Here is a 20491-nt window from a genome sequence, read left to right as displayed (position 1 = left end):
GCGCCGCCATGCCCGGCCCATCCATGAACGCCTTCGCCGAGCGACTGCTGGCCTGGTTCGACCGCCACGGCCGCCAGGATCTGCCGTGGCAGCACCCGCGCACGCCGTATCGGGTGTGGGTCTCCGAGATCATGCTGCAGCAGACCCGGGTGGAGACCGTCGTCCCCTACTTCCTCCGTTTCATGGAGCGCTTCCCCGACGTGCAGAGCCTCGCGGCGGCGCCGCAGGATGCCGTGCTGCACCAGTGGTCGGGGCTTGGCTACTACGCCCGCGCGCGCAACCTGCACCGGGCCGCGCAGGTGGTGGTCGCGGAGCACGGGGGTGTCTTCCCCGCTCGCCGCGAGGGTCTGGAGGCATTGCCCGGGATCGGCCGCTCCACCGCCGCCGCGATCATCGCCCAGGCGCATGATGCCCCCGAGGCCATCCTGGACGGCAATGCCAAGCGCGTGCTCGCGCGCCACGCGGCGATCCACGGCTGGCCCGGCAGCCCGGCCGTCCAGCGCGAGCTGTGGGCCGAGGCCGAGGCGCGCACCCCGACTACGCGCTGTGCCGACTACACCCAGGCCATCATGGACCTGGGCGCCCTGCTCTGTACCCGCAGCCGGCCCGACTGCGACGCCTGCCCCGTCCATCAGGACTGTGGTGCCGCGCAGCAGGGCCTGACCGCTACGCTGCCCTCGCCCCGGCCACGCCGCGACCTGCCCACCCGCACCCGCTGGGCCGCCTGCCTGCGCGCGCCAGAGGGCATCGCCCTGGTGCAGCGCGGGCAGGACGGCATCTGGGGCGGGCTCTACAGCCTGCCCGAGGCGGAAACCCCCGAGGCCCTGGAGGACTGGGTGCTGGCCCAGTGGCCCGGCGCCGTGCCGGCCGCCACCGATCACGGCCTGCAGCACAGCTTCAGCCACTACCGCCTGGATCTGCGCATCCGCCCCTTCGACCTCCCGGCTGGCGCGTGTGGGATCATGGAAGGCGACAGGGTGATTTGGTATAAACCCGGCACATCACGGGCGGTCGGCATCCCGGCCCCCATCCAGCGTTATCTGCACGACGACAAGGATCCCGGCAATGGCACGAACCGTTAACTGCGTAAAACTCGGGCAAGAGGCCGAAGGCCTGGACTTCCCGCCCTATCCCGGCGAGATGGGCAAGAAGATCTACCTGAACGTGTCCAAGGAGGCCTGGCAGGCCTGGCTGAGCCACCAGACCATGCTGATCAACGAATACCGCCTGACCCCGGTCGATCCCAAGGCGCGCAAGTTCCTGGAAGAGGAAATGGAAAAGTTCCTGTTCGGCGAAGGCTCCGAGAAGCCGGAAGGCTTCGTCGACCCGAACGCCTCCTGATATCCGGGCTTTTCCGCGGCGACCGGCCCGGCATGCTTGACGTGGCGGCGCCGGGCCGCTTTAATACCGCCCTTCGTCCGCAGGACGAATCCCCCCGCAGTATGGCCGGGTAGCTCAGTTGGTAGAGCAGGGGATTGAAAATCCCCGTGTCGGCGGTTCGATTCCGTCCCCGGCCACCATTATCTTTCCCGTAGCACCATCCTCCCCATCAACAAGCGTTGGCCGTGTCTGCGTATGGGCCGCCCGACCTGTGTCGCGTCTGCGACCTGGTGCCCTGCTGACTTTGCGTGTTCCCGAATGGCTTGATGGCTATGCGGCCGATTCATGCTCGACATCCCAGCCGGGGAATACGAGTACGGCGGGGTGGCAGCGCAATGCCCTTGCCAGGACCTTGGCACGATCAACACCGAGACGTACACGGTCATTCTCGATGGCCGAAATGGTCGACTGGGGGATCCCGGAGGCATTCGCCAGATCGTTCTGGCTCATTTCCTGAAGCTCACGCAGGATCCGGACCGATTCGCCAACCGAAACCTCAACCCTCTTCTTGGCCTTGCGATAATTACTCATGTCACGCCCTCCCGTAATCGTGGGAGTTACCTTCTCGACTTCAACGAGCACCTTGTCTTTCTCCACCCGGTAAATGACGCGGTACTGGATATTCAGTCGAGACGATCGGAAGCCTTTCCACTTGCCGGACAAGGCTTCGTCGTTGAAGCCCCGAATATGCCGCAACCCCTGCGGACCGGAGATGGTGACGATGTCCTTCCACTTCTCGTACCGCTTCTGAACTTCTGGAGGGGCGGCCGCCAGGCTCTTTTCTACCCTCTTGTGTTCAAAGATCTCCCACATACCAAATAGAGTATGCATACTGAATATGGTATATCAAGGTCGGACTCCTGACGCGGGCGCCGAGTACGGCTAGGCGGCAGCCAGAAAGATGGGTGTCTTCCTCATCGCACAGCCGATAACCCCATCTGGGCAACGTCCTGTTTCAGCGTTCCTCTCCGGCAGGTATCCCCGTACCAACGTCAGCCTCGGCTTCGTGGCACCATCCTTCCCATGAGCGTCCGCCGTATCCTGCCCGTGGATACCGTGATCTGCGTCGTATCTGCGACGCCGCACCGTATCCGTCGCTCGCGGTCGTGGACAATCAGGGTGTTTCTTTTTGTCGGTAGTGATTGACTTCTACCGGCATAACGGAACAGCATGCCGGCATGGGCAATAGCGCAGAAGCCATCCTCGATCTCGCGCGCAAACGCGGACTGATCCGGTCGCGCGACCTGGAACCACTGGGCCTGCCAAGAGTTGCGCTGACGCGTCTCGTCCGTCAGGGCATGCTCACGCGGGTTGCGCGCGGCCTCTATGCGCTGCCGGACCGTCCTGTCTCGGAACACACCGCGCTGGCCGAGACCGCGCGCAAGCATCCGCGAGCCGTGGTGTGCCTGCTCTCGGCACTGCGTTTCCATAATCTCACCACCCAGTCGCCATTCGAGGTCTGGCTTGCCATCCCCAACAAGGCCCGCGCTCCCCGGATCGACTACCCGGCCCTGCGTATTGTCCGCTTTTCCGATCCTCTTCTTGCCGAAGGCGTCGAGGAACACTTGATCGAAGGGGTTCCGGTACGCGTCACCGGTATTGCCAGGACGGTCGCGGACTGTTTCAAGTACCGCAACAAGATTGGCCTGGATGTCGCTCTGGAGGCCCTGCGCGAGGCCTGGAGTGAGAAGCGGGTGCGCATGGACGAACTCTGGCGGTTTGCCAGGCTGTGCCGGGTCGGCAATGTCATGCGCCCTTATCTGGAGAGCCTGACGTGAGTCCCAAAAACCCCGCCGCCTCGGTGCGTGCCCGACTGCTCGAAAACGCCCGAAACCACAAGCAGGACTACAACCTCGTACCAGGGAAACCCTGGTCCATGTACACGCTCGCGCTCGAGTCGCTTTTGCGTGCGAACAAGGCGCGGCGACTGCCGTGCAGTCATTCTGCACAAGGGAGCCGCAACGCCGTTCCCGCGCAAAAGCGGCCGAGCCCCTCGGGGTTGGCACCCCAGGTTCCCCGATCCTGCATTACGCCGCTTGCGGGTAGAGCCACTACCGGCTGCGCACCGCGCCTTGTCTCGGAAAACCTGGGACACCAACGCGAGCGTGTACATGGATCAGGGTTTCCCTAACCCGCTATGCCCTTGAACGGTTCCTGTATCGCCTGAGCACCTCCTCCCATGCAGACCAGTTCCTTCTCAAGGGCGCTTTGCTGTTCGATCTGTGGTTCGACATCCCGCACCGTCCGACGCGTGATGCCGATCTCCTGGGCTTCGGGTCAGCCGAGCTGCCGCATATTGAGGCTGTGTTTCGGGATGTCTGTTCGGTGGAGCAGGACGATGGAATCCGTTTTCAGGCCGACTCGGTACGCGCGGAGGCGATTCGCAAGGAGGCCAGCTACTCCGGTGTGCGGATCACGTTGATAGGGCTGCTGGACGGTGCGCGCTGCCACACGCAGATCGACGTGGGTTTTGGCGATGCCGTGACACCAGGCCCCGACGCCGTCGAGTTCCCGGTGATATTGCCGGCCATGCCTGCCCCCCGGCTTCGCGCCTATCCCCGCGCGACCGTTGTCGCCGAAAAGCTGGAGGCACTGGTGTCGCTCGGCATCGCCAACAGTCGTATGAAGGATTACTTCGATCTCTGGGTCTTGTCGCGTTATGCCGATTTCGAAGGCGAAATTCTGTACCAGGCCATTCACGCGACATTCGAACGCCGCATGACACCGCTGCCGGAAGGTACCCCGTTCGGCCTTAGCGACGACTTCGCACAGGACCGATCGAAGCAGATCCAGTGGCACGCATTTCTGAAGAAAAACACCCTGGCACACCTCCCGCTTTCCGATGTAGTAACGGATCTGCGAGCGTTCCTGTCGCGTCCGCTGCGCGCGGTCAAACAACGTGCGGTGTTTCGGGAAACCTGGCATGCCGGGCATGGCTGGACGCCTTCCAGCTAACACGCGATTCCATCGCGCATCTCCCGCAGCAGCGGAAGATGCGGCGCCGTGGCACCATCGTTTCCATGAGCATTCGCCGTATTCTGCGCATGGGGCACCCCGATCTGCGTCGCGTCTGCGACCCGGTACCCGACTCGGACTTTGACAGCCCTGGGCTGCACGCCCTGGTGGACGACCTCGTCGATACCATGCACGCCAGCGAAGGCCTCGGCCTGGCTGCTGCCCAGATCGGCGTTCCGCTACGCGTAGCCGTGATCGAGATCCAGCCGGGCAATACCCGTTACCCCGGAGCCGTGCCGACCGGCCGCTTGGTCCTCGTCAACCCGACCGTGACCGTGCTGGACCCAACCCCGCAACGCTACTGGGAAGGCTGCCTGTCCGTACCCGGGCTGCGCGGGGAGGTTGCCCGGCCGCGCCACATCGCCGTGGACTACTACGAGCCCGACGGCACGCCCCGCCACCTGGAACCCGAAGGGTTCCTCGCCACCGTCTTCCAGCACGAGATCGACCACCTCGATGGCACCCTGTTCATCGACCGCGTCACCGACACCACCCGCCTCGCCTTCCTCGACGAATACCGCGAGTTCCACGCGGCACCCTCGTCAAAGCCCACGTAAGCCCGCCCCTGCTGGCCATCCGAATGGGCCCGACTTCCTCCGGCTACTAGGACGGTACCGTCGATCGCCGATACAGGATGCGTCGGTAGTCGACCTCGCACTTAATAGTGATATCGGCAGGAGATGATCGTGATAGACGAATCCTCCACCGCATACACAAGTCGATTGGTGTCATCAATTCGACGCGACCAGAAACCCGCCAGGTTCTCCTTGAGGGCTTCCGGCTTGCCAATGCCTTCCAATGGGGACCGTTTCGCGTCTTCTATCAACTTGTTGATCCGCTTCAGGGTCTTTTTGTCCTGGCGTTGCCAGTAGAGGTAGTCGGTCCATGCTTCGTCGGTCCAGCAAAGCAACCGACTACTCATCCCCACCTACCAGCGCACGCTCGGTTGCCTTTCCGGCCTTGTATTGCGTAATGGACCTGTTGAGGTGCTCTGCATTGGCAGGGGAACGCAAAAGATGCACCGTTTCCATCAGGCTGTTGTAGTGATCAAGCGACATGACCACTGCATCCTCCGAATCACGGCGCGTAATCACCGTGGTGTCGGCATCGTTGACCACCCCATCCAGTACGGCCTTGAGACCGTTGCGAGCCTCGGTGAATGAAACAATCTTCATGGCGCCTCCTGTACCTTGACTTGTACAAGTATAGGCCGGCCGGCCCACATGTACAACCAACTGTGCAGGTTGTGCTATCGCGTCGCCGAGTGAAATACCGGTTACCTGACAGCCACTCGCCTGACGCCGGTGGACCCCGTGTTCACCGCGCGGGGCGCGAGCCAGCTGCCTAGGGCCACCTCGACGGTACCCTGTTCATCGATCGCGTCACCGAAACTACCCGCCTCGCCTTCCTCGGCGAATACCGCGAGTTCCACGCGGAGCAGTAGTGCTCATGGCCCGTGGAGGCGCGGCCAGGCGTTGCGCACCACCTCCGCCCCCAGCGCGTCCAGCAGCGGATGGGCCGCCAGACCGAGCAGGCCATCGGTCAGGGGATTCTCCTCGCCGCAGCGCACGGCCAGTTCCAGATGCGTGCCGCGCGCGCTCGGCGTCAGCCGGTAGCAGCCCTCGCAGGAGAGCCCGGCCAGCGCGCGCCAGCCGAGCAGGCGTGGCGGGACGGCGACCAGCACTTCCACGTCGAACGTCAGCGGCACCCCGGCCACCCGCACACGCCAGCGGTAGAGTTCGGGCCCGACGCGGGTGATGGAGTCAATGGCCTCGCTGTAGGCGGCGAACGCCTCCACCCGGGCCATCAGCTCGAACACCGCCTCCGGAGCGGCGTCGATCTCCATCTCGTGGTGGATCACCGACATCGGCCACCGCTCCAGGTTGCAGGGTCGCCGCCGGTCGGGCCGGCGGCGCAGGCCCGATCAGTCGTGCACGATGCTGCGGGAGCCGGCGGCGTCGATATCCACGCGGGAGCTGGAGTAGGCGCAGGCCTGCGCGATGTCCTCCAGTCCCGGCATGTCATTAAGCTTCGCCAGCCGATGCAGCAGGCTGCCGCCTTCACAGTCGCGCGGCATACCGTTCTCGTCCAGCGTGCAGCCAAACTCGCCGCCATTCACCGACCAGTCCATGTCGGCCGGCATATTCAGCACCACCGGTTCCTCGTGCATCACCTGGAACTTCGCCCGCATGGCGTTCCTGCCGTTTTCCCAGTCCAGGGCCGGCATGTTGTCTACGCTGCGCATGGTGTGCCTCCTTCGCGATTCCGCGAGGTCGCAACGGATTTACCGGAGCCTTTCCCTGCCCCTCTCCTTTGACGCTAGACCCACCCCTCGCAACCGTCAAAGACGGGCCACCCATTCGGTGACGGCCGCCGCACCCTGCGCTCCCCGACCGGCGCCCGCGCGGGCCCGCGGGCTCAGGCCTGCGCAGCCTCCCCGATGCGGCGGAGGAAGGGGGCCTGCGGCGGGCCGGTGACGATCAGCTCGTCCATGGCCCGGGTCATGGCCACGTAGAGCAGGCGGGCCTCTTCGGCCTCGCGCTCCTCGGCGGTATCCATCTCGCCCAGGCCGGTCAGGGCCACCACCGGAAACTCCAGGCCCTTGCTGGAGTGCATGGTCACCATCTTGACCGTGTCGGCCGGGGTGGCCGACTTCTGACGATTGCGGTCCCCGAGGTTTTCCAGCGGGATGCCCGCGCGCTCGAACACCGCGCGGATCTTGCCGGCGGCGGGCACGCGGCGGTGCAGCACGGCCATCTCGCTCCAGGGGCGACCCTGTTCGTGCAGCCGCTTGAAGTGCCCGGCGATGTATTCGATCTCCTGCGGCTGGGCGGGCAGGGGGATGATCGCGGGCTCCGGGCCTTCGCGGCCCGCGCTTTCCGGCGGCACGAGTGGAATGCCGTCTTCCTCGGCCTCCTGCGGGTCCAGCAGTTCGCGGGCGAAACGGGTGGCCAGGTCCAGCACCTGGCGGGTGTTGCGGTAATTCACCCGCAGGATGGTGGTGCGCCCGCGGGCCTCCACGCCCACGCTGGAGAAGCTGAACCGGCTCTGGCTGCGGCCGTAGATCGACTGGGCGTCGTCGTACAGCACCAGCACCGAGTTGGTGTCCGGATCGACCATCTGCGTGGCCAGCCGGAACCAGTGCGGTTCGAAGTCGTGGCCCTCGTCGATCATCACCGCGCCGTACTGCCCACCGGGGATCTGCCCCTGGTCGACGCCGCCGATCACCTGCTGCACCAGCTGGTCGAAGAACGCCCGCTTGTCCGTGTTATTCGGCGGGGGCGGCACGTTGTAGGTGCGCAGCTGCGCGTGGCACCAGCGATGGAAGTTGTACACCACCACCTGGTCGCCCGCGCCCTTCTCCGCCAGGATGGCCTGCAGGCGGTCGGCCAGGGTGCGGTTGTAGCACAGCACCAGGATCGGCTTGCGCAGGGCCCGCGCCAGATGCAGGCAGCGGTAGACCAGGATCAGCGTCTTGCCCGCGCCGGCCGCGCCATGGATCACCCGGTGCCCGGTTCCCAGGCTGCGCGCCAGCTGCTCCTGCTGCAGGTCCATCACCCGCATCAGGTCCGGGAGCACATCGGCCGGGGATTCGGTGTCGTCCGCGTCGGGCGCATCGTCGAACAGACTGCCCTGGCGGATGCGGATCTCGGGGAACAGGTGACCGCGGATGCGGTCGATCTGCGGCAGCGACAACCGGTGCGGGAACTGCACGGTGAACATGTCCCACAGCCGCTTCTGGAAATCCTCCGGATCCTGGGACTCCGTCATCTCGTCGCGACAGATGACCCGATTGGCCGGAATCACCTCGCCCAGCTCCTGCTGCTCGAACTGCGCGCGGGTAATATTGGCCAGCACCACCCCGTGCCCGAACGGCAGCATCAGCCGGCCCTGCAGCGAAGACCCCGGCGGATGCACCAGCTGCGCATCGCGCTCCAGTGGCTTGATGACCTGATAGGCATACTGCCGCGCCTGCTCCAGCGGGTTGGGCACCACCTTCAGGCCCCGGTCCGTCAGGATGGTCGCCTCCTGGCGATCGATCTGCCGGATGGTCTCCAGCCGCCAGTCCTTCACCTCCAGGATCAGCAGACCCCGCTGCGGATGCAGCACGATGAAATCCGGATGCTCCGACCGCCCGCCCACCGGCACGTCGTACCAGCACAGGTAGTCATCCTCCAGGAACTGCTCCAGGCGCCGCGCAAAGCGCTTCTCGCCCGACGTCATCCGCGGCAGGCAGCTGTTCAGCGAAGGTATTAGCGTGGTCATCCTCCGAACCCTACCAGCGTGGATCACGCCGAGTTAAGCAGTGAAGCGGTTCTGGCGCGGCAATTGCGCCAGCAATTGGCGTGACAGGTTCCTTCATCCGCTTCAACGACTTGTTAGGCACCGTCTTGATAGTATGCGCGCCACCAACTCCGCTGACGGAATGCGATGCTTTTTAAAAGCGTTGCAGCGTCTGCAGGAAAGCACCAAGTTCGCAGGATCTTTTGATCCGTAGCTCAATGAAGGAACCTTCTTGCCGAATTGGCCCCGCATCCCCCGCAGTTCTTTGTTAAAAACATTCGTCTTTAGAGGTATAAGGTGATCAAACATGGGCATACGGTGCATAACGTTTAAAATCACCGGCGCTGCGCGGCTTTATCGCGCAGCGTCCGGTGCATTGCAGGGTTGGGCGTCGCCGCAAAGTCGCGCGAGCTCGCGCTCCAGCGCATCTAGTAAGCCGGCGGGAACGCATACGGACTTTCGGCCTGACAAATTAGCGAGTGATGGCGGAATATCAAGGTCGTTAGGAATTTCAGCGACAACTTCCGCTGGAATGCTAGATAGATCGTAGCTCACTTGAGGCGCGAAGCCGCTTGAACTGTTGCTGTGAATTCTTTCGATAGTAAAGAGACGGGCTAGCTCTTGAAGTCGCTTCTCGTGAGTAGCCACATATGCAATGCAAAGCTCGGCAGGCGTCTCTGAAAATAGCATCTCTGGAAAACGGAGTAGGAACATATCCCAGGCAGTCGACCGCACAGTGCCCAATGCTTTCTTGACAGAGGTGTTTGCCTGAATTCCCAGCAGCTTCCCTGTTCGATCACAGAAATAGTGCAGTGCTAAGTGAGCCTCTCGTGCAAGCATGATTCCGAGGTCCTCACGCAGAAACCTAATGAATTCCTCATGCTTTTTGGCAGGCGACGCTTTGGGCTGTTCGAACTTGTGAAGTAGAACCATCTTAATTAGCGCGATTTGCGTTGCTTCAATAATTCCAGCGAGCGCCTGCCGTTCGTAATCGTTCGCAAAGGATGTAACTCGTTGCTCTGCGACTTCCCGCAACGTTTTTGCTCCTGCTTCGCTGGTGTAATGCGCAACAGCCTCTGGATTTGGAATTACTTCTCCGGTCGCGAAAAAGTGGTCTTCATTCATGGAGTGAAGACGCAATAGTGCTTCCGTGCGTCTAATGGCATTGGGCAAAAAGTCACCCTGAGATGATTTTGCCAAGTGTTCCATGTAATAGAACATGGGGCTAAAGTCCCAGCCCTTTTCCGTCACAAAACGAAGGAAACCCTCAAGGCCGTCCGACACGCCCTTTCCGGAAACTCGCTTGTCGATGGCATCCAGAATGTTTGAGTCGAGCAATGCACTCGGATACATCCCAAACGTAATTTCCCCGTTTGACAAAAATTCGTCGTTAAGAAGCACAGGGCGTTTTCCCTCAAACTGATCGACCAAGTAGAGCGGCAATGACTCACCGAATTGACGTGTCCCCGTCAAGAATTGCGAAGGATAGGGGGAGTGCTGCACCTCCCACAAGAACGTTCCACTATGCATATTCAGAGTTCATCCAGTAGTTTGATTGCGACGCCCAACGCATAAGGTAACCGGGCGCATTGGAGCGACAGCGGAAATGCGGTCCGGTTGGCCGACTGGTTATACCGTTGAATATTGCTCGAACAACTGCTCCGGACCCAGAATATCGAACTTCAAATCAATAAACCCGTCGTCACTGATGTATAGCTTCTTCGGCCTCAGAACTAGTTTATCACCGACCTTTGCATCCGCTATCTGTGAAGCTATCTCGGCCGGGACATGGCCCACTTTCTTCTCTACGCGGCCAAAGAAAGACTTGCGAGATGCCAGTATCGCTATAGCGTTGGGGTCATGTCGGTTTCCAGGTTCTGTTTGCATCCGGAACTCCACATTGCCTTTCTTGACGGCCTTAAAGAAATTGTCTTTGTAGTGCTGAACGCCTGCAATTGAAAACTCCCGCTCAAAGATCCGGTAACCCGCTGGGATCTCGACCTTCCATCGTCCGTTGACTGGCATCTCTACATGGCCTCCTCGGCGGTATAACGCCTGAGTTCACCGGCATTTGAGGCGATGCCTGTTTTTTGCGGCAGCAAAAATGGGCAGCGGGTCAAATGTCCAGTGCAACGATTTGTTAGCCGTCATTTGCACCAGACTCCTTACGCGAATTTGGGTGCCTATAGATCGTGTCAGCTACGTTTACCGAGCCTGCGCCCGCAGGTGCTCCATAGACTAAATGCTGTAAAGGATGACCGTGTATTGCTTCTGGGGAATTTAGCGATGCCCCGGGTGTGTTGTCCTGGATCTGTTTAAGATGATGATGAACGCTATTTGCTAGGACATCCGCCGCGAGCGTCAACAAGTTGTCATCACATTCAATCTCGTATGTGATCCCAGAAAAATCACCTAAGGCGTCATGGCCTGAAACCACACTCGTTTCAATTGCCCCTCTAACTATTTCCTTTTTTTCTGTATCGAAGCCAGTTACCTCAGTGCGATCCGGCTGCCCTACATTTAAGAGCTGACCAGCTTGGGCTTCAAATTTTTTGAGAAGTGGCGCATCCACCCGATCCGTTAATACTTTCAGGTGGACCGGTGATCCTATGTAATCCATGGTCAACGCCAACCCTGACCCGAATGCGCCAAGAAATAGCTCCCCGTGAAGTGACTCCTTGGTTGGGTTCGAGGACAATTTCACAGCTGATCGACGAGCACCCAACGCTTCTTCAACAAGCTGTTTTCCTCGGCCATGAGCTTCGTGAAAGCCTTGAACGTAAACTGCCTCGTAGAACCAGAGGGCGCGACACTCAGAAAAATACTCAAACAGACGCTGACGAAGCGTTTCCTGTGCCTCTGGTTCGAGATCGGTTATGTGCAGCTTTCCGTCAGTGGCAAATGACTGGACTATGTCAGACAATCCACTGACAAAGGCCTCCGCCTTGGACTCGGGCAAAGCAAACCCCGCCATGACGCCGAATTCGCCTTGATGCTGCTCTTTGTTGTTGTCGTAGCCTTTGGCTCCCGACTCGTCCAATACCAGCAGCACCGTTTCCACAGGACTCTCCATGATGGCCAACGTCTAAGCTAAGCGGCGCGGCGTTAGCCGCGTCCGGTGGAGCGCGAAGCGCGGAACGAACTTGAGCGACTTGTTAGAGCAAATAGCACGGTACCGGGATTGGTGGTAGAGCACGACCGGACTGGAACTTGTTGCCAAGAACGTCGCATTTGGATTTCAGTGAAGCTAAGAACCTTGATTCTCATTTCAATCGCCACTCAATTCTGGATTGAGCAGGTCCTTCAAATGACGTGGCCGTGCCACTGAATTCATGGCGCAGATACTCACCAGGTTTTAATGCTTTGGGATTAGTAGCATCTACTCGCCTATAGCCTTTCGCCTTTAGCTCTCCCTCCAATCTATCAATTTCCTTTGGATCGCCTTGTTTGGCACTGGATTGCATTATTTTCTCCCTTTGCTCTAACAGTAGATTAGACAGAATCTGTGATATTGGTGATATACAGATTCTGCATATCATCCTGGCGTTCTCCTCTCGGTGGCACACCGCCACAGATAAACCATGCTTTTATCATGGTAGTGGCCGTCGCGTCGAGTGGCATGGCGGCTCACGCGCTGGGACGAGAACTTTGCGGCGCTTGTTCAAGGTCTTACAGCGGCTCACCAGCCCAAGAGAGCGGAGACGGAGGGGCCGACCTTAAAGGCTTGGGGTTGGACTGATTCGGGGCGAGAGGTGGAAGGCGGCGGCTCGGGCGTGACAGAGCGCGGTGCTATACAGAATCGGTATATCACCGTTAGCGCAGGGTGGGGTGATGGGAGGAGGCACCACGCGTGGGGCGAGAATCGGGCTTCCGGCGGGAGCCGTGGCGGCGTTCCCTGGTACGATCCGGCCAGAGGTTAACGGAGAGCCGGTGTTGGAAACGCTCATAGAAGCGAATCAGGCGGTGGTGGTCTGCGGCATTCTGGAGGACGCGCAGGGGCGGATCTTTCTGGCGCGTCGTGGGGCCGATCAGGCGCTGGCGAGGTATTGGGAATTTCCCGGTGGCAAGGCGGAACCGGGTGAGAGCCTGGAGGCCGCGTTGTGCCGCGAATTTCGCGAGGAGCTGGCGCTGGAGCTGCGGGTGGGGGAAGAGATCGGTCGTACGCCGATTCCGGGTAACGGTAGCCTTGAGTTGGTGGCGCTGCGGGCGTGGACGGATGACGAGAGCCCGGTGCTGACGGTGCACGATCGCTGGTGCTGGGTGTCGCCGGCGGAGGCGCGCGGGCTCGAACTCGCGCCCGCGGACATCCCGTTGCTCGAAGCCTTTGTTGCGGGGCGTTCCGTATGAGCCGGGATAGCGCCGCCAAGTCCCTGCCCGGGGCCGAATGGGTCGGCCTGCATGAACGGCTGGATACGCCGCGGGTGCGGCAGGCGCTGGCGGCCCTGGGGCTGGAGGACTACGCCCGCTGGAGCCAGGGGCTGGAGGGTGACGACCTGGCGATGACGCTGGCCGCCGAACTGGCCCAGCGGCTGGCGGAGCGGGCCGGGGAGCTGCGCGAGAAGGGGCATGAGGATTGGACCCGGGCCGTGCAGATCCTGGCGGATGCGCTGGCGGCGGCCGGGCATCCGCTGTCGGGCATTGAGGAGGACCTGCCCCACCCGCCGTTTCGGCAATTGTTGGAGGTGCGCTCTCCGACCGCCGACCAGGTGGGGCAACAGGAGACACCGCGGCCGGATATTCCGTTGGCGCTGTCCAGCCTGCTCACGGGGTCCGATCGCACACCGAGCCTGGTCACGCAGATCGAGAAGGAACTGGCCAGTGCGGAGCGGGCGGACTGGCTCGTTTCGTTCATCAAGTGGAGCGGCATTCGCGCCCTGCGCGAGACGCTGAAGCGCTTTACCGAGACCCCGACGGCCGATGGTTCGCCCAAGCTACGGATCGCGACGACCTCGTACCTCGGGGCCACGGATCTCAAGGCGATCGAGTTTCTGCTGGGCCTGCCGAACACCGAGATTCGGGTCTCGTACGACACGCACCGCACGCGCCTGCATGCCAAGGCTTACTTGTTCCATCGGAGCACGGGGTTCGGCAGTGCCTACATCGGCTCGGCGAATGTCTCGCGGGTGGCGATGGATGAGGGGCTGGAGTGGACGGCCAAGGTCAGCGAATACGAGCTGCCGCATATGTGGCGCCAGATCCAGACCTCGTTCGAGGCGCATTGGGCAGACCCGGCGGAGTTTGAACCGCTCACGACGGATAACCTACCCCGCCTGCAGCAGGCGCTGGAGTCGGAAGCCAGCTCGGGCCCTGGGGCGCAGAAAGACGCCACCGCGTTCTTCGATCTGCGGCCTTACGCTTTTCAGCAGGAGATCCTCGAGGACATCCAGCGCGAACGCCGTTCGGGGATCGACCGCCATCTGGTGATCGCGGCCACTGGGACCGGCAAGACCATGATCGCGGCGTTCGACTATCGGCGCTTTGCGCGCGAGCAGGCGGATAAGGGGCGGCCGTCGCTGCTGTTCATCGCCCACCGCGAGGAGATCCTGCGCCAGGCGATGATGACCTTCCGTCAGGTCCTGCACGACCGCGAGTTTGGCGAAGTGCTGGTGGGCGGGGCGCGTCCGAGTCAGGATCGCCACCTGTTTTGTACGGTGCAGAGCTGGAATGCGCGGGACCTCGACCGGCTGGCTCCGGAGCATTTCGATTACGTGGTGCTGGATGAGGCGCATCACAGTACCGCCGGCAGCTACCAGCGCATCCTGGAGCATGTGCGGCCCAAGTGCCTGCTGGGCCTGACCGCGACGCCGGAGCGCACGGATGCCGACGATATCCGCCAGCACTTCGGCCAACGCTTCACCCATGAGATCCGCCTGCCGGATGCGATTGAGCGGCGCTTGCTGGTGCCGTTCCATTACTTCGGTGTGGCCGACCATGAATCCGTGGATCTGAGCCGGGTGAGCTGGAAGCGCGGGGGCTATGACGCCGACGAACTGGAAGGGGTGTTCACCGGCAACCGGGCGCGCGCTGATTGGGTGCTGCAGCAGGCCCATGAGCACGCGACGGATCTCGGCTCGGTTCGCGGGTTGGGCTTTTGCATCAGTCGCGCCCATGCGCGGTTCATGGCCGAGCATTTCTCGGCCAAGCAGGTGCCCAGCGCGGTGCTGACTGGCGAAAGCCCGGATCACGAGCGGAAGTCGGTACAGCGCGATCTGCGCGAGGGGCGCATCCGCTTCATCTTCACGGTGGATCTCTACAACGAAGGCGTGGACCTGCCGGAGGTGGACACCGTTTTGCTGCTGCGCCCGACCGAGAGTCTCACGGTCTACCTGCAGCAGATTGGCCGCGGCCTGCGGTTGCACGAGGGCAAGCCGCACCTGACCGTGCTGGATTTCGTGGCGCCGCAGGATCGGCGTTTTCGTTATGCCGCTCGGTTCCGGGCCTTGAGCGCGCGGCCGGAGAAGCGGGTGGATCACCAGATCCAGGAAGGCTTCCCTTGGTTGCCCAGCGGCTGCCTGATCCACCTCGACCGCCTGGCTACCCAGCACGTCCTCGACAACATCCGTGCGCAGATCAACCGCCAGCGACCGCAGATCGTGGCCGAGTTGAAAGATTGTTTCCGGGAGGACATCGACTCCGCCAGCCTTGCCAAGATGCTCGACTGCCTGCATATGGATGATGCGGAAGACCTGCTGCGCAAGGACCTGCCCTCCCGGCTACGCGCGGACTGCGGAGGCGAATCGACCGAAGCGCTGGGACCCTATGCCAGAGGCCTCAAACGCGGGCTGCAGCGTTTGGCGCGGTGTGACGATCACCAGTTGCTGGAAACCCTGCAGACCCATCTGGCGCAGCCGGCCGCGAACGTGGAGCAGCTTGCCGAAGAAGATCGGCTCCGGTTGGCCCTCGTCCACAGCACCCTATGGGGCAAGACGCGGCCGGGGGACGGGGACCTAACCGCCGTGGACGCCTTCGTCCGCGAACAGCGCCCCCTTTACCGGGATCTCCAGGAAGTCGCCGCCTGGAGACACGAGCGTATCGTCCCCGCCAGCGGCATCACCTTCCCGGAGCAGACGGGGCCACTGGAACTGCACGCGTCCTACACCCGCGAGCAGATCCTGCTGGCGCTGGGACTTGGCAGCCTGGAGAAGCCGATCACCCAGCAGGAGGGTGTGCGGCACGTACCGGAGCGGCGGGTGGATGCGTTGTTCGTCACCCTGGAGAAATCCGAGCAGGAGTTCTCCCCCACCACTATGTACGAGGACTACGCCCTCAACGAGCGTCGGTTCCACTGGCAGTCACAGTCCGGCACCTCCCCCACCTCGGAAACCGGGCAGCGCTACATCCACCACGAGGCACGTGGCTACACCCCCATGCTGTTCATTCGGCGGGCTAAGCGTGATGCGACGGGCCTCAGCGAGCCATTCACCTTCTGCGGCCCGGTGCGTTACCAGCACCACGAGGGCAGCAAGCCGATGAGCATCATCTGGGCGCTGGAGTACGAACTGCCCGCCCGGCTCCTGCACCTCGCCCGCCGCACGGTCCTGTAACGCGGCTGGGGAAACGCGGGTCAGGCGGTCTGAAGCGCGGTCTTCTGTTCCCAGGCGAGGGCGTGGCGGACGATCTGGTCGAGGTCGGCGTATTGCGGTTCCCAGGCGAGGGTCTGGCGGATGCGGCGGGCGTCGGCCATCAGGGCGGGCGGGTCGCCTTCGCGGCGCGGGCCGAGGCTGACGGGGAAGTCCACGCCACTGGCGCGTTTCACGGCGTCGATCACCTCGAGCACGCTGTAGGCGTGACCGTAGCCGCAGTTGAGTACCTGGGAGTCGCCGCCGCCGTCGAGGTGTTCCAGGGCGCGGACGTGGGCGGCGGCCAGGTCTTCCACGTGGATGTAGTCGCGCTCGCAGGTGCCGTCGCGGGTGGCGTAGTCGGTGCCGAATACGGTGATGCCGTCGCGCTGGCCGGTGGCGGCCTGGCAGGCGACCTTGATCAGGTGGGTGGCGTCGGGCGTGGCCTGCCCCAGGTGGCCGTCGGGGGCGGCGCCGGCCACGTTGAAGTAACGCAGGCTGACGTAGCGCAGGTCCGAGGCGGCGCCCAGGTCCATCAGCATGCGCTCGGACATCATCTTGGAGGCGCCGTAGGGGTTGATCGGCTGCAGCGGTGCGTCCTCCGCAACCGAGACGGTGTCGGGGATGCCGTAGACCGCGGCGGTGGAGGAGAACACGAAATGGCGCACGCCGGTATCCGCACAGGCCTGCAGCAGATTGAGGGTGTTGCGGGTGTTGTTGCCGTAGTACTTGAGCGGATCGGCGACCGATTCGGGCACGACGATATGCGCGGCGAAGTGGAGCACGCCGTCGAACCCGCGTTCTAGGGTGTCGCGCAGGCCTTCGGTATCGGCCAGGTCGCCGACCACCAGCTCGGCATCCCCCACGGCCCAGGCGTGGCCGGTACTGAGGTTGTCGTAGACGGTGACCGTGTGCCCCGCCCTGCGCAGGTGCTGCAGGACATGGCTGCCGATATAGCCGGCCCCGCCCGTTACCAGCAGTTTCATCCATCGCCCCCGGTCGCTGTGGGTTGGGGCTGGCGGGGCGCGTCAGGGGTCGGGTGGTGCCGGGTGACGGCCGTATTGCCAGCGATACCACAGAATACCGAGGTACTCGTGCATGGCGAGCCAGCTCGTGCGCATGGCGTTAGCCTGGGGTTTGAAGGCGCCTAACGACAGCCGCGTGTCATGCGCGACGAACGCCCCGGTTGGCGCCGGGATGGGCTCCAGCCCGGCGCGTTCGAACGCGGCCGTGGCGCGCGGCAGGTGGTGGGCATGGGTGACCAGCAGCACGCGTTGCAGGCCGTGTTCCTGCAGCAGCGCGGCCGAGTGGCGGGCATTGCCCTGCGTGTCGCGCGCCTGAGGTTCCTGCCACACCGGCGATACCCCGAACTCCTCCAGCACCTCGGCCATCCAGCGGGCCTCCGGTTCCCGATCGTCCGGGCCGCCGCCGGTGGCGACCACCGGCAGGCCGGTGCGCCGGTGCAGGGCCGCGGCATAGCGCAGGCGCACCAGGGCCAGGTCGTTCACCGTCTCGCCGGAGAACTCGACGGCGCCGCTGCGGTAGCCGGCGCCGAGCACGACGATCGCCTCGGCGCGTTCCAGTGCCGCCGCGTCGGGGGGTGACCAGGGCGCCTGCAACGGGGCCATCAGGGCGTGGCTGACGGGTGGGAGGCTGAAGGCGTAGGTCAGCAGGAGCCCGGTGATCAGCAGCGCCTTGCCCGCGAGGGTGCGCATCAGCAGCAGGCCCGCCAGGGCCAGCAGCAGCGGCCCGCTGGGCGGGAGCAGCAGCCAGTCGGCCAGAAAACGCAGCGACAGAAAATCCACGGGGCACCCTTGTTGGCGGTAGCAGGACGGCCCGGCGGCGCCGTAACGCGAACGTTAGTCAGGAGCCGCCGGGAATGAAGGCCTTACGTGGACTCTGTTCACAACCGGGGCCTAACATCAAGTTGCTTGTGGAATCCGGTATTCCCGGTAAGCGTAGCCAGGTATCGCGGCCTTCGGGGTGCGGTGCGGGCCCGGTTCCCGGTCGGGTGAAGCCTCCAAACAACCGCCAGAAATGTCCAAGGGGGAGTCGCGATGTCCCTGATCCATGCTTCAAAGGTCGGGCCGAAGTTCGGGTTCGCCTTCCTGCTGCCGGCCCTGATCCTGGGTGGCTGCGCCACGACCGATTTTCCGGATGCCCCGACCTCCATCGAGCGCACGGTGATCGAGCAGTACATCATCGGTCCCGGGGACTCCCTGCAGGTGTCTGTGCGTGGCAATCCGGATCTCTCCACCGGCGTATCCGTACGCCCGGACGGGCAGATCACCACCCCGCTGGTCGAGGATGTCCAGGCCAGCGGCCAGACGCCCACCGAACTGGCGCGGGCGATGGAGGAGGAGCTCTCCCGGTTCCTGCGCGATCCGATCGTCACGGTGATGGTGACCGGCTTCGCCGGGCCCTACAGCCGCCAGATCCGGGTGATCGGGCAGGCTGCGGAGCCGCAGGCGCTGCAGTACCGCGAGGAGATGAGCGTGATGGACGTGATGATCGCGGTGGGCGGTATCACCGACTTCGCGGCCGGCAATCGCGCGGTGATCGTGCGCAACGAGGACGGCGAGCGCAAGCAGTACCGGGTGCGCCTGGACGACCTGGTGAATGGCGGCGACATCTCGGCCAACGTGGACATGCTGCCCGGCGACACGCTGATCATTCCGGAACGACGCTTCTGACGAGCCCGGGGCGCGACGGGCGGGTTCCGGGCGCGCGGCGCTGAGGCGCCGCCGGGGAATCGTCGCCGCCACGCTGCGGGATCGGGGACGGTAGACATGGACCCCCTGACAAGGACGCACAACCCCGCTGCGCAAGCGCCTCGGCGAGAGGGCTAGTCGTGCGCATCTTCGGCCACTACATACGCCGCCGCGTGCTGATGCTCGCGACCGCGGAACTGCTGGTGGCGTATCTGTGCCTGTACCTGGTGCTGAGCCTGCCACCCTTTCAGCCGGAGGCCCTCAGCCTGCTGGACCCGGAGCTGGTGGCGGCGACGCTGGTCGTCCTGCTGGTGCTCACCCTGGCGGGCCTGTACGAGTCGGACTATCTGGCCACCCGCAGCACGCTGCGCTCCCTGTTGCGCCTGGTGCCGGCGCTGCTGTTCGTGGGCGGGCTGCTGCTCCTGTATGGGGCCCTGGTGCCGGCGGCACTGTTTTCGCCAACGGCGGTCGGCGGCGGGGTGCTGCTGTTGCTGACCGGGCTGGTTGCCGAGCGCACCCTCTGGTGCAATTTCTCCGACGCCGACGCCTTCAAGCGCCGCATCCTGGTGCTGGGTACCGGCAGCCGGGCCCGCGCGATCGAGACGGTCCACCCGGACAAGGCCCCGGACGACCTGCCGTTCCGGGTGCTGGGCTACATCGCCACCGAGGGCGAGAAGGACTGCCCGCAGGATCCGGCGCGCCAGTTACAGCTGGGCTGCGATGCGAGCCTGCTGGAGATGGCGCGCGAGTTTCGGGCCCACGAGATCGTGGTCGCCATCCGCGACCGACGGGGCAACCTGCCCGTCCGGCAGCTGCTCGAGTGCAAGCTGAACGGGGTGGCTGTCACCGATGTGTCCAGTTTCTTCGAGCGCGAACAGCAGCGGGTGCAACTGGACTCGCTGAACGCCAGCTGGCTGATCTTCGGCGAGGGATTCCGCCAGCACTGGTCCCGCAACGCCATCAAGCGGACCTTCGACGTGCTGGCCAGTTCGATGCTACTGCTGGCCACCCTGCCGGTGATGCTGGTCACCGCCCTGGCCATCAAGCTGGAAAGCCGCGGCCCGGTGTTCTACTGGCAGACGCGCGTGGGGCTGGGGAATGTGCCATTCGAGGTCTGCAAGTTCCGCAGCATGCGCGAAGACGCCGAAGTCGATGGCGTGGCGCGCTGGGCGGTGCGCGACGACGACCGCGTGACCCGCGTGGGGCGCATCATCCGCAAGCTGCGTATCGACGAGCTGCCGCAGGTGATCAACGTATTTCAGGGCAGCATGTCGTTCGTCGGGCCGCGCCCGGAGCGGCCCGTGTTCGTCGAACAGCTGACCGAGCAGATCCCCTATTTCCCGGCGCGCCACTCGATCCGCCCCGGCATTACCGGCTGGGCGCAGGTGCGCTACCCCTACGGGGCCTCGGTCGAGGACGCGCGGCAGAAGCTGCAGTACGACCTGTACTACGTGAAGAATCACACCCTGTTCCTGGATGTCCTGATCCTGATCGAGACGGTCAAGGTCGTCCTGTTCGGCCGCGGCGCGCGCTGATCCCGTA

Annotated in this window: 21 protein-coding genes, 1 tRNA gene and 2 pseudogenes; 11 read left to right on the top strand and 13 right to left on the bottom strand. The window is 63.5% G+C overall.

Going from position 1 to position 20491, the window contains the following annotated elements; translation table 11 throughout:
* Window positions 1-23: 23 nt before the first annotated feature.
* The 3 genes from mutY to H609_RS0102920 all read left to right on the top strand — a co-directional run bounded on the left by mutY (window position 24) and on the right by H609_RS0102920 (window position 1520).
* Complete coding sequence (gene mutY / locus H609_RS0102930; RefSeq protein WP_028484288.1) at window positions 24-1082, top strand: A/G-specific adenine glycosylase; 1059 nt, start codon at window positions 24-26, stop codon at window positions 1080-1082.
* Window positions 1066-1341 carry an oxidative damage protection protein gene (locus H609_RS0102925; RefSeq protein ID WP_018866575.1) on the top strand — a complete coding sequence of 92 codons (276 nt, stop codon included), beginning with the start codon at window positions 1066-1068 and terminating at the stop codon, window positions 1339-1341. The genes mutY and H609_RS0102925 overlap by 17 nt, the downstream gene beginning before the upstream one ends.
* Window positions 1342-1444: 103 nt before the next feature.
* Window positions 1445-1520: transfer RNA gene (locus H609_RS0102920), tRNA-Phe, on the top strand.
* A 130-nt stretch (window positions 1521-1650) separates the two neighbouring features.
* Here the strand turns inward: H609_RS0102920 and H609_RS14285 are convergent.
* Together H609_RS14285 and H609_RS14280 are read right to left on the bottom strand one after the other, a co-directional pair.
* Window positions 1651-1911, bottom strand: coding sequence for a helix-turn-helix domain-containing protein (locus tag H609_RS14285; RefSeq protein WP_028484287.1), 261 nt, complete (start codon window positions 1909-1911; stop codon window positions 1651-1653).
* Between the two features lies 1 nt (window position 1912).
* Window positions 1913-2193, bottom strand: a pseudogene (locus H609_RS14280) (type II toxin-antitoxin system YafQ family toxin).
* Window positions 2194-2558: 365 nt separating this feature from the next.
* Between H609_RS14280 and H609_RS0102905 the strand changes: the two are divergent.
* From H609_RS0102905 to def, 3 genes are all read left to right on the top strand, one after another.
* Window positions 2559-3158: a type IV toxin-antitoxin system AbiEi family antitoxin domain-containing protein gene (locus H609_RS0102905; protein WP_028484286.1), complete on the top strand. Its 600-nt coding sequence runs from the start codon at window positions 2559-2561 to the stop codon at window positions 3156-3158.
* 280 nt (window positions 3159-3438) lie between these two features.
* Window positions 3439-4335, top strand: a complete 897-nt coding sequence (locus H609_RS0102900; RefSeq protein ID WP_196800889.1) for a nucleotidyl transferase AbiEii/AbiGii toxin family protein — start codon at window positions 3439-3441, stop codon at window positions 4333-4335.
* Between the two features lie 65 nt (window positions 4336-4400).
* On the top strand, window positions 4401-4952 hold the full coding sequence (def, locus tag H609_RS0102895; protein ID WP_026280342.1) for a peptide deformylase: 552 nt from the start codon (window positions 4401-4403) through the stop codon (window positions 4950-4952).
* A gap of 101 nt (window positions 4953-5053) precedes the next feature.
* On the opposite strand, the gene H609_RS0102890 is transcribed toward def, so the two are convergent.
* Together H609_RS0102890 and H609_RS0102885 are read right to left on the bottom strand one after the other, a co-directional pair.
* Window positions 5054-5317, bottom strand: coding sequence for a Txe/YoeB family addiction module toxin (locus H609_RS0102890; protein WP_028484284.1), 264 nt, complete (start codon window positions 5315-5317; stop codon window positions 5054-5056).
* Window positions 5310-5570: a type II toxin-antitoxin system Phd/YefM family antitoxin gene (locus tag H609_RS0102885; RefSeq protein WP_018866580.1), complete on the bottom strand. Its 261-nt coding sequence runs from the start codon at window positions 5568-5570 to the stop codon at window positions 5310-5312. The genes H609_RS0102890 and H609_RS0102885 overlap by 8 nt, the downstream gene beginning before the upstream one ends.
* A 176-nt stretch (window positions 5571-5746) precedes the next feature.
* On the opposite strand from H609_RS0102885, the pseudogene H609_RS14175 reads away from it, so the two are divergent.
* A pseudogene (locus tag H609_RS14175) lies at window positions 5747-5839 on the top strand (peptide deformylase); the annotation flags it as partial.
* A 3-nt stretch (window positions 5840-5842) separates the two neighbouring features.
* On the opposite strand, the gene H609_RS0102875 reads toward H609_RS14175, so the two are convergent.
* The 7 genes from H609_RS0102875 to H609_RS14160 form a co-directional block, all read right to left on the bottom strand.
* On the bottom strand, window positions 5843-6262 hold the full coding sequence (locus H609_RS0102875; RefSeq protein ID WP_028484283.1) for an SRPBCC family protein: 420 nt from the start codon (window positions 6260-6262) through the stop codon (window positions 5843-5845).
* Window positions 6263-6319: 57 nt separating this feature from the next.
* Window positions 6320-6640: a hypothetical protein gene (locus tag H609_RS0102870; RefSeq protein ID WP_028484282.1), complete on the bottom strand. Its 321-nt coding sequence runs from the start codon at window positions 6638-6640 to the stop codon at window positions 6320-6322.
* Window positions 6641-6813: 173 nt separating this feature from the next.
* Complete coding sequence (locus tag H609_RS0102865) at window positions 6814-8619, bottom strand: DEAD/DEAH box helicase (RefSeq protein WP_028484281.1); 1806 nt, start codon at window positions 8617-8619, stop codon at window positions 6814-6816.
* Between the two features lie 414 nt (window positions 8620-9033).
* Window positions 9034-10209, bottom strand: a complete 1176-nt coding sequence (locus H609_RS14170) for a hypothetical protein (protein ID WP_155988715.1) — start codon at window positions 10207-10209, stop codon at window positions 9034-9036.
* Window positions 10210-10308: 99 nt separating this feature from the next.
* A complete protein-coding gene (locus H609_RS0102860; RefSeq protein ID WP_028484280.1) occupies window positions 10309-10704 on the bottom strand; it encodes an HIRAN domain-containing protein in 396 nt (131 codons plus the stop codon).
* 115 nt (window positions 10705-10819) lie between these two features.
* Entirely contained in the window at window positions 10820-11740 is a 921-nt protein-coding gene (locus H609_RS14165) for a hypothetical protein (RefSeq protein ID WP_155988714.1), read from the bottom strand.
* A gap of 202 nt (window positions 11741-11942) precedes the next feature.
* Window positions 11943-12143 (bottom strand): hypothetical protein, encoded by a 201-nt coding sequence (locus H609_RS14160; RefSeq protein WP_155988713.1) that lies wholly within the window; start codon window positions 12141-12143, stop codon window positions 11943-11945.
* A 469-nt stretch (window positions 12144-12612) separates the two neighbouring features.
* Between H609_RS14160 and H609_RS0102850 the strand changes: the two genes are divergently transcribed.
* Both H609_RS0102850 and H609_RS0102845 read left to right on the top strand, forming a co-directional pair.
* Window positions 12613-13026 carry a (deoxy)nucleoside triphosphate pyrophosphohydrolase gene (locus H609_RS0102850; RefSeq protein WP_081659414.1) on the top strand — a complete coding sequence of 138 codons (414 nt, stop codon included), beginning with the start codon at window positions 12613-12615 and terminating at the stop codon, window positions 13024-13026.
* Window positions 13023-16223, top strand: a complete 3201-nt coding sequence (locus H609_RS0102845) for a DUF3427 domain-containing protein (RefSeq protein ID WP_028484278.1) — start codon at window positions 13023-13025, stop codon at window positions 16221-16223. The genes H609_RS0102850 and H609_RS0102845 overlap by 4 nt, the downstream gene beginning before the upstream one ends.
* Window positions 16224-16243: 20 nt before the next feature.
* Here the strand turns inward: H609_RS0102845 and galE are convergent, their stop codons facing one another.
* Both galE and H609_RS0102835 read right to left on the bottom strand, forming a co-directional pair.
* On the bottom strand, window positions 16244-17224 hold the full coding sequence (gene galE, locus H609_RS0102840; protein WP_028484277.1) for a UDP-glucose 4-epimerase GalE: 981 nt from the start codon (window positions 17222-17224) through the stop codon (window positions 16244-16246).
* A 42-nt stretch (window positions 17225-17266) separates the two neighbouring features.
* The gene (locus H609_RS0102835) at window positions 17267-18043 is read right to left on the bottom strand and encodes a YdcF family protein (RefSeq protein WP_018880991.1); all 777 of its coding nucleotides are present in this window, start codon (window positions 18041-18043) and stop codon (window positions 17267-17269) included.
* Between the two features lie 252 nt (window positions 18044-18295).
* On the opposite strand from H609_RS0102835, the gene H609_RS0102830 reads away from it, so the two are divergent.
* Together H609_RS0102830 and H609_RS0102825 are read left to right on the top strand one after the other, a co-directional pair.
* The gene (locus tag H609_RS0102830; protein WP_018866590.1) at window positions 18296-18931 is read left to right on the top strand and encodes an XrtA/PEP-CTERM system exopolysaccharide export protein; all 636 of its coding nucleotides are present in this window, start codon (window positions 18296-18298) and stop codon (window positions 18929-18931) included.
* Between the two features lie 158 nt (window positions 18932-19089).
* On the top strand, window positions 19090-20484 hold the full coding sequence (locus H609_RS0102825; protein ID WP_018866591.1) for a TIGR03013 family XrtA/PEP-CTERM system glycosyltransferase: 1395 nt from the start codon (window positions 19090-19092) through the stop codon (window positions 20482-20484).
* The last annotated feature ends 7 nt before the right edge of the window (window positions 20485-20491 follow it).

It is taken from the genome of Thioalkalivibrio sp. ALE17, assembly GCF_000425605.1.
Lineage (GTDB): Bacteria > Pseudomonadota > Gammaproteobacteria > Ectothiorhodospirales > Ectothiorhodospiraceae > Thioalkalivibrio.
The sequence above is the reverse complement of the archived record's forward strand: the minus strand, read 5'-3'. Positions and strand labels throughout refer to the sequence as shown.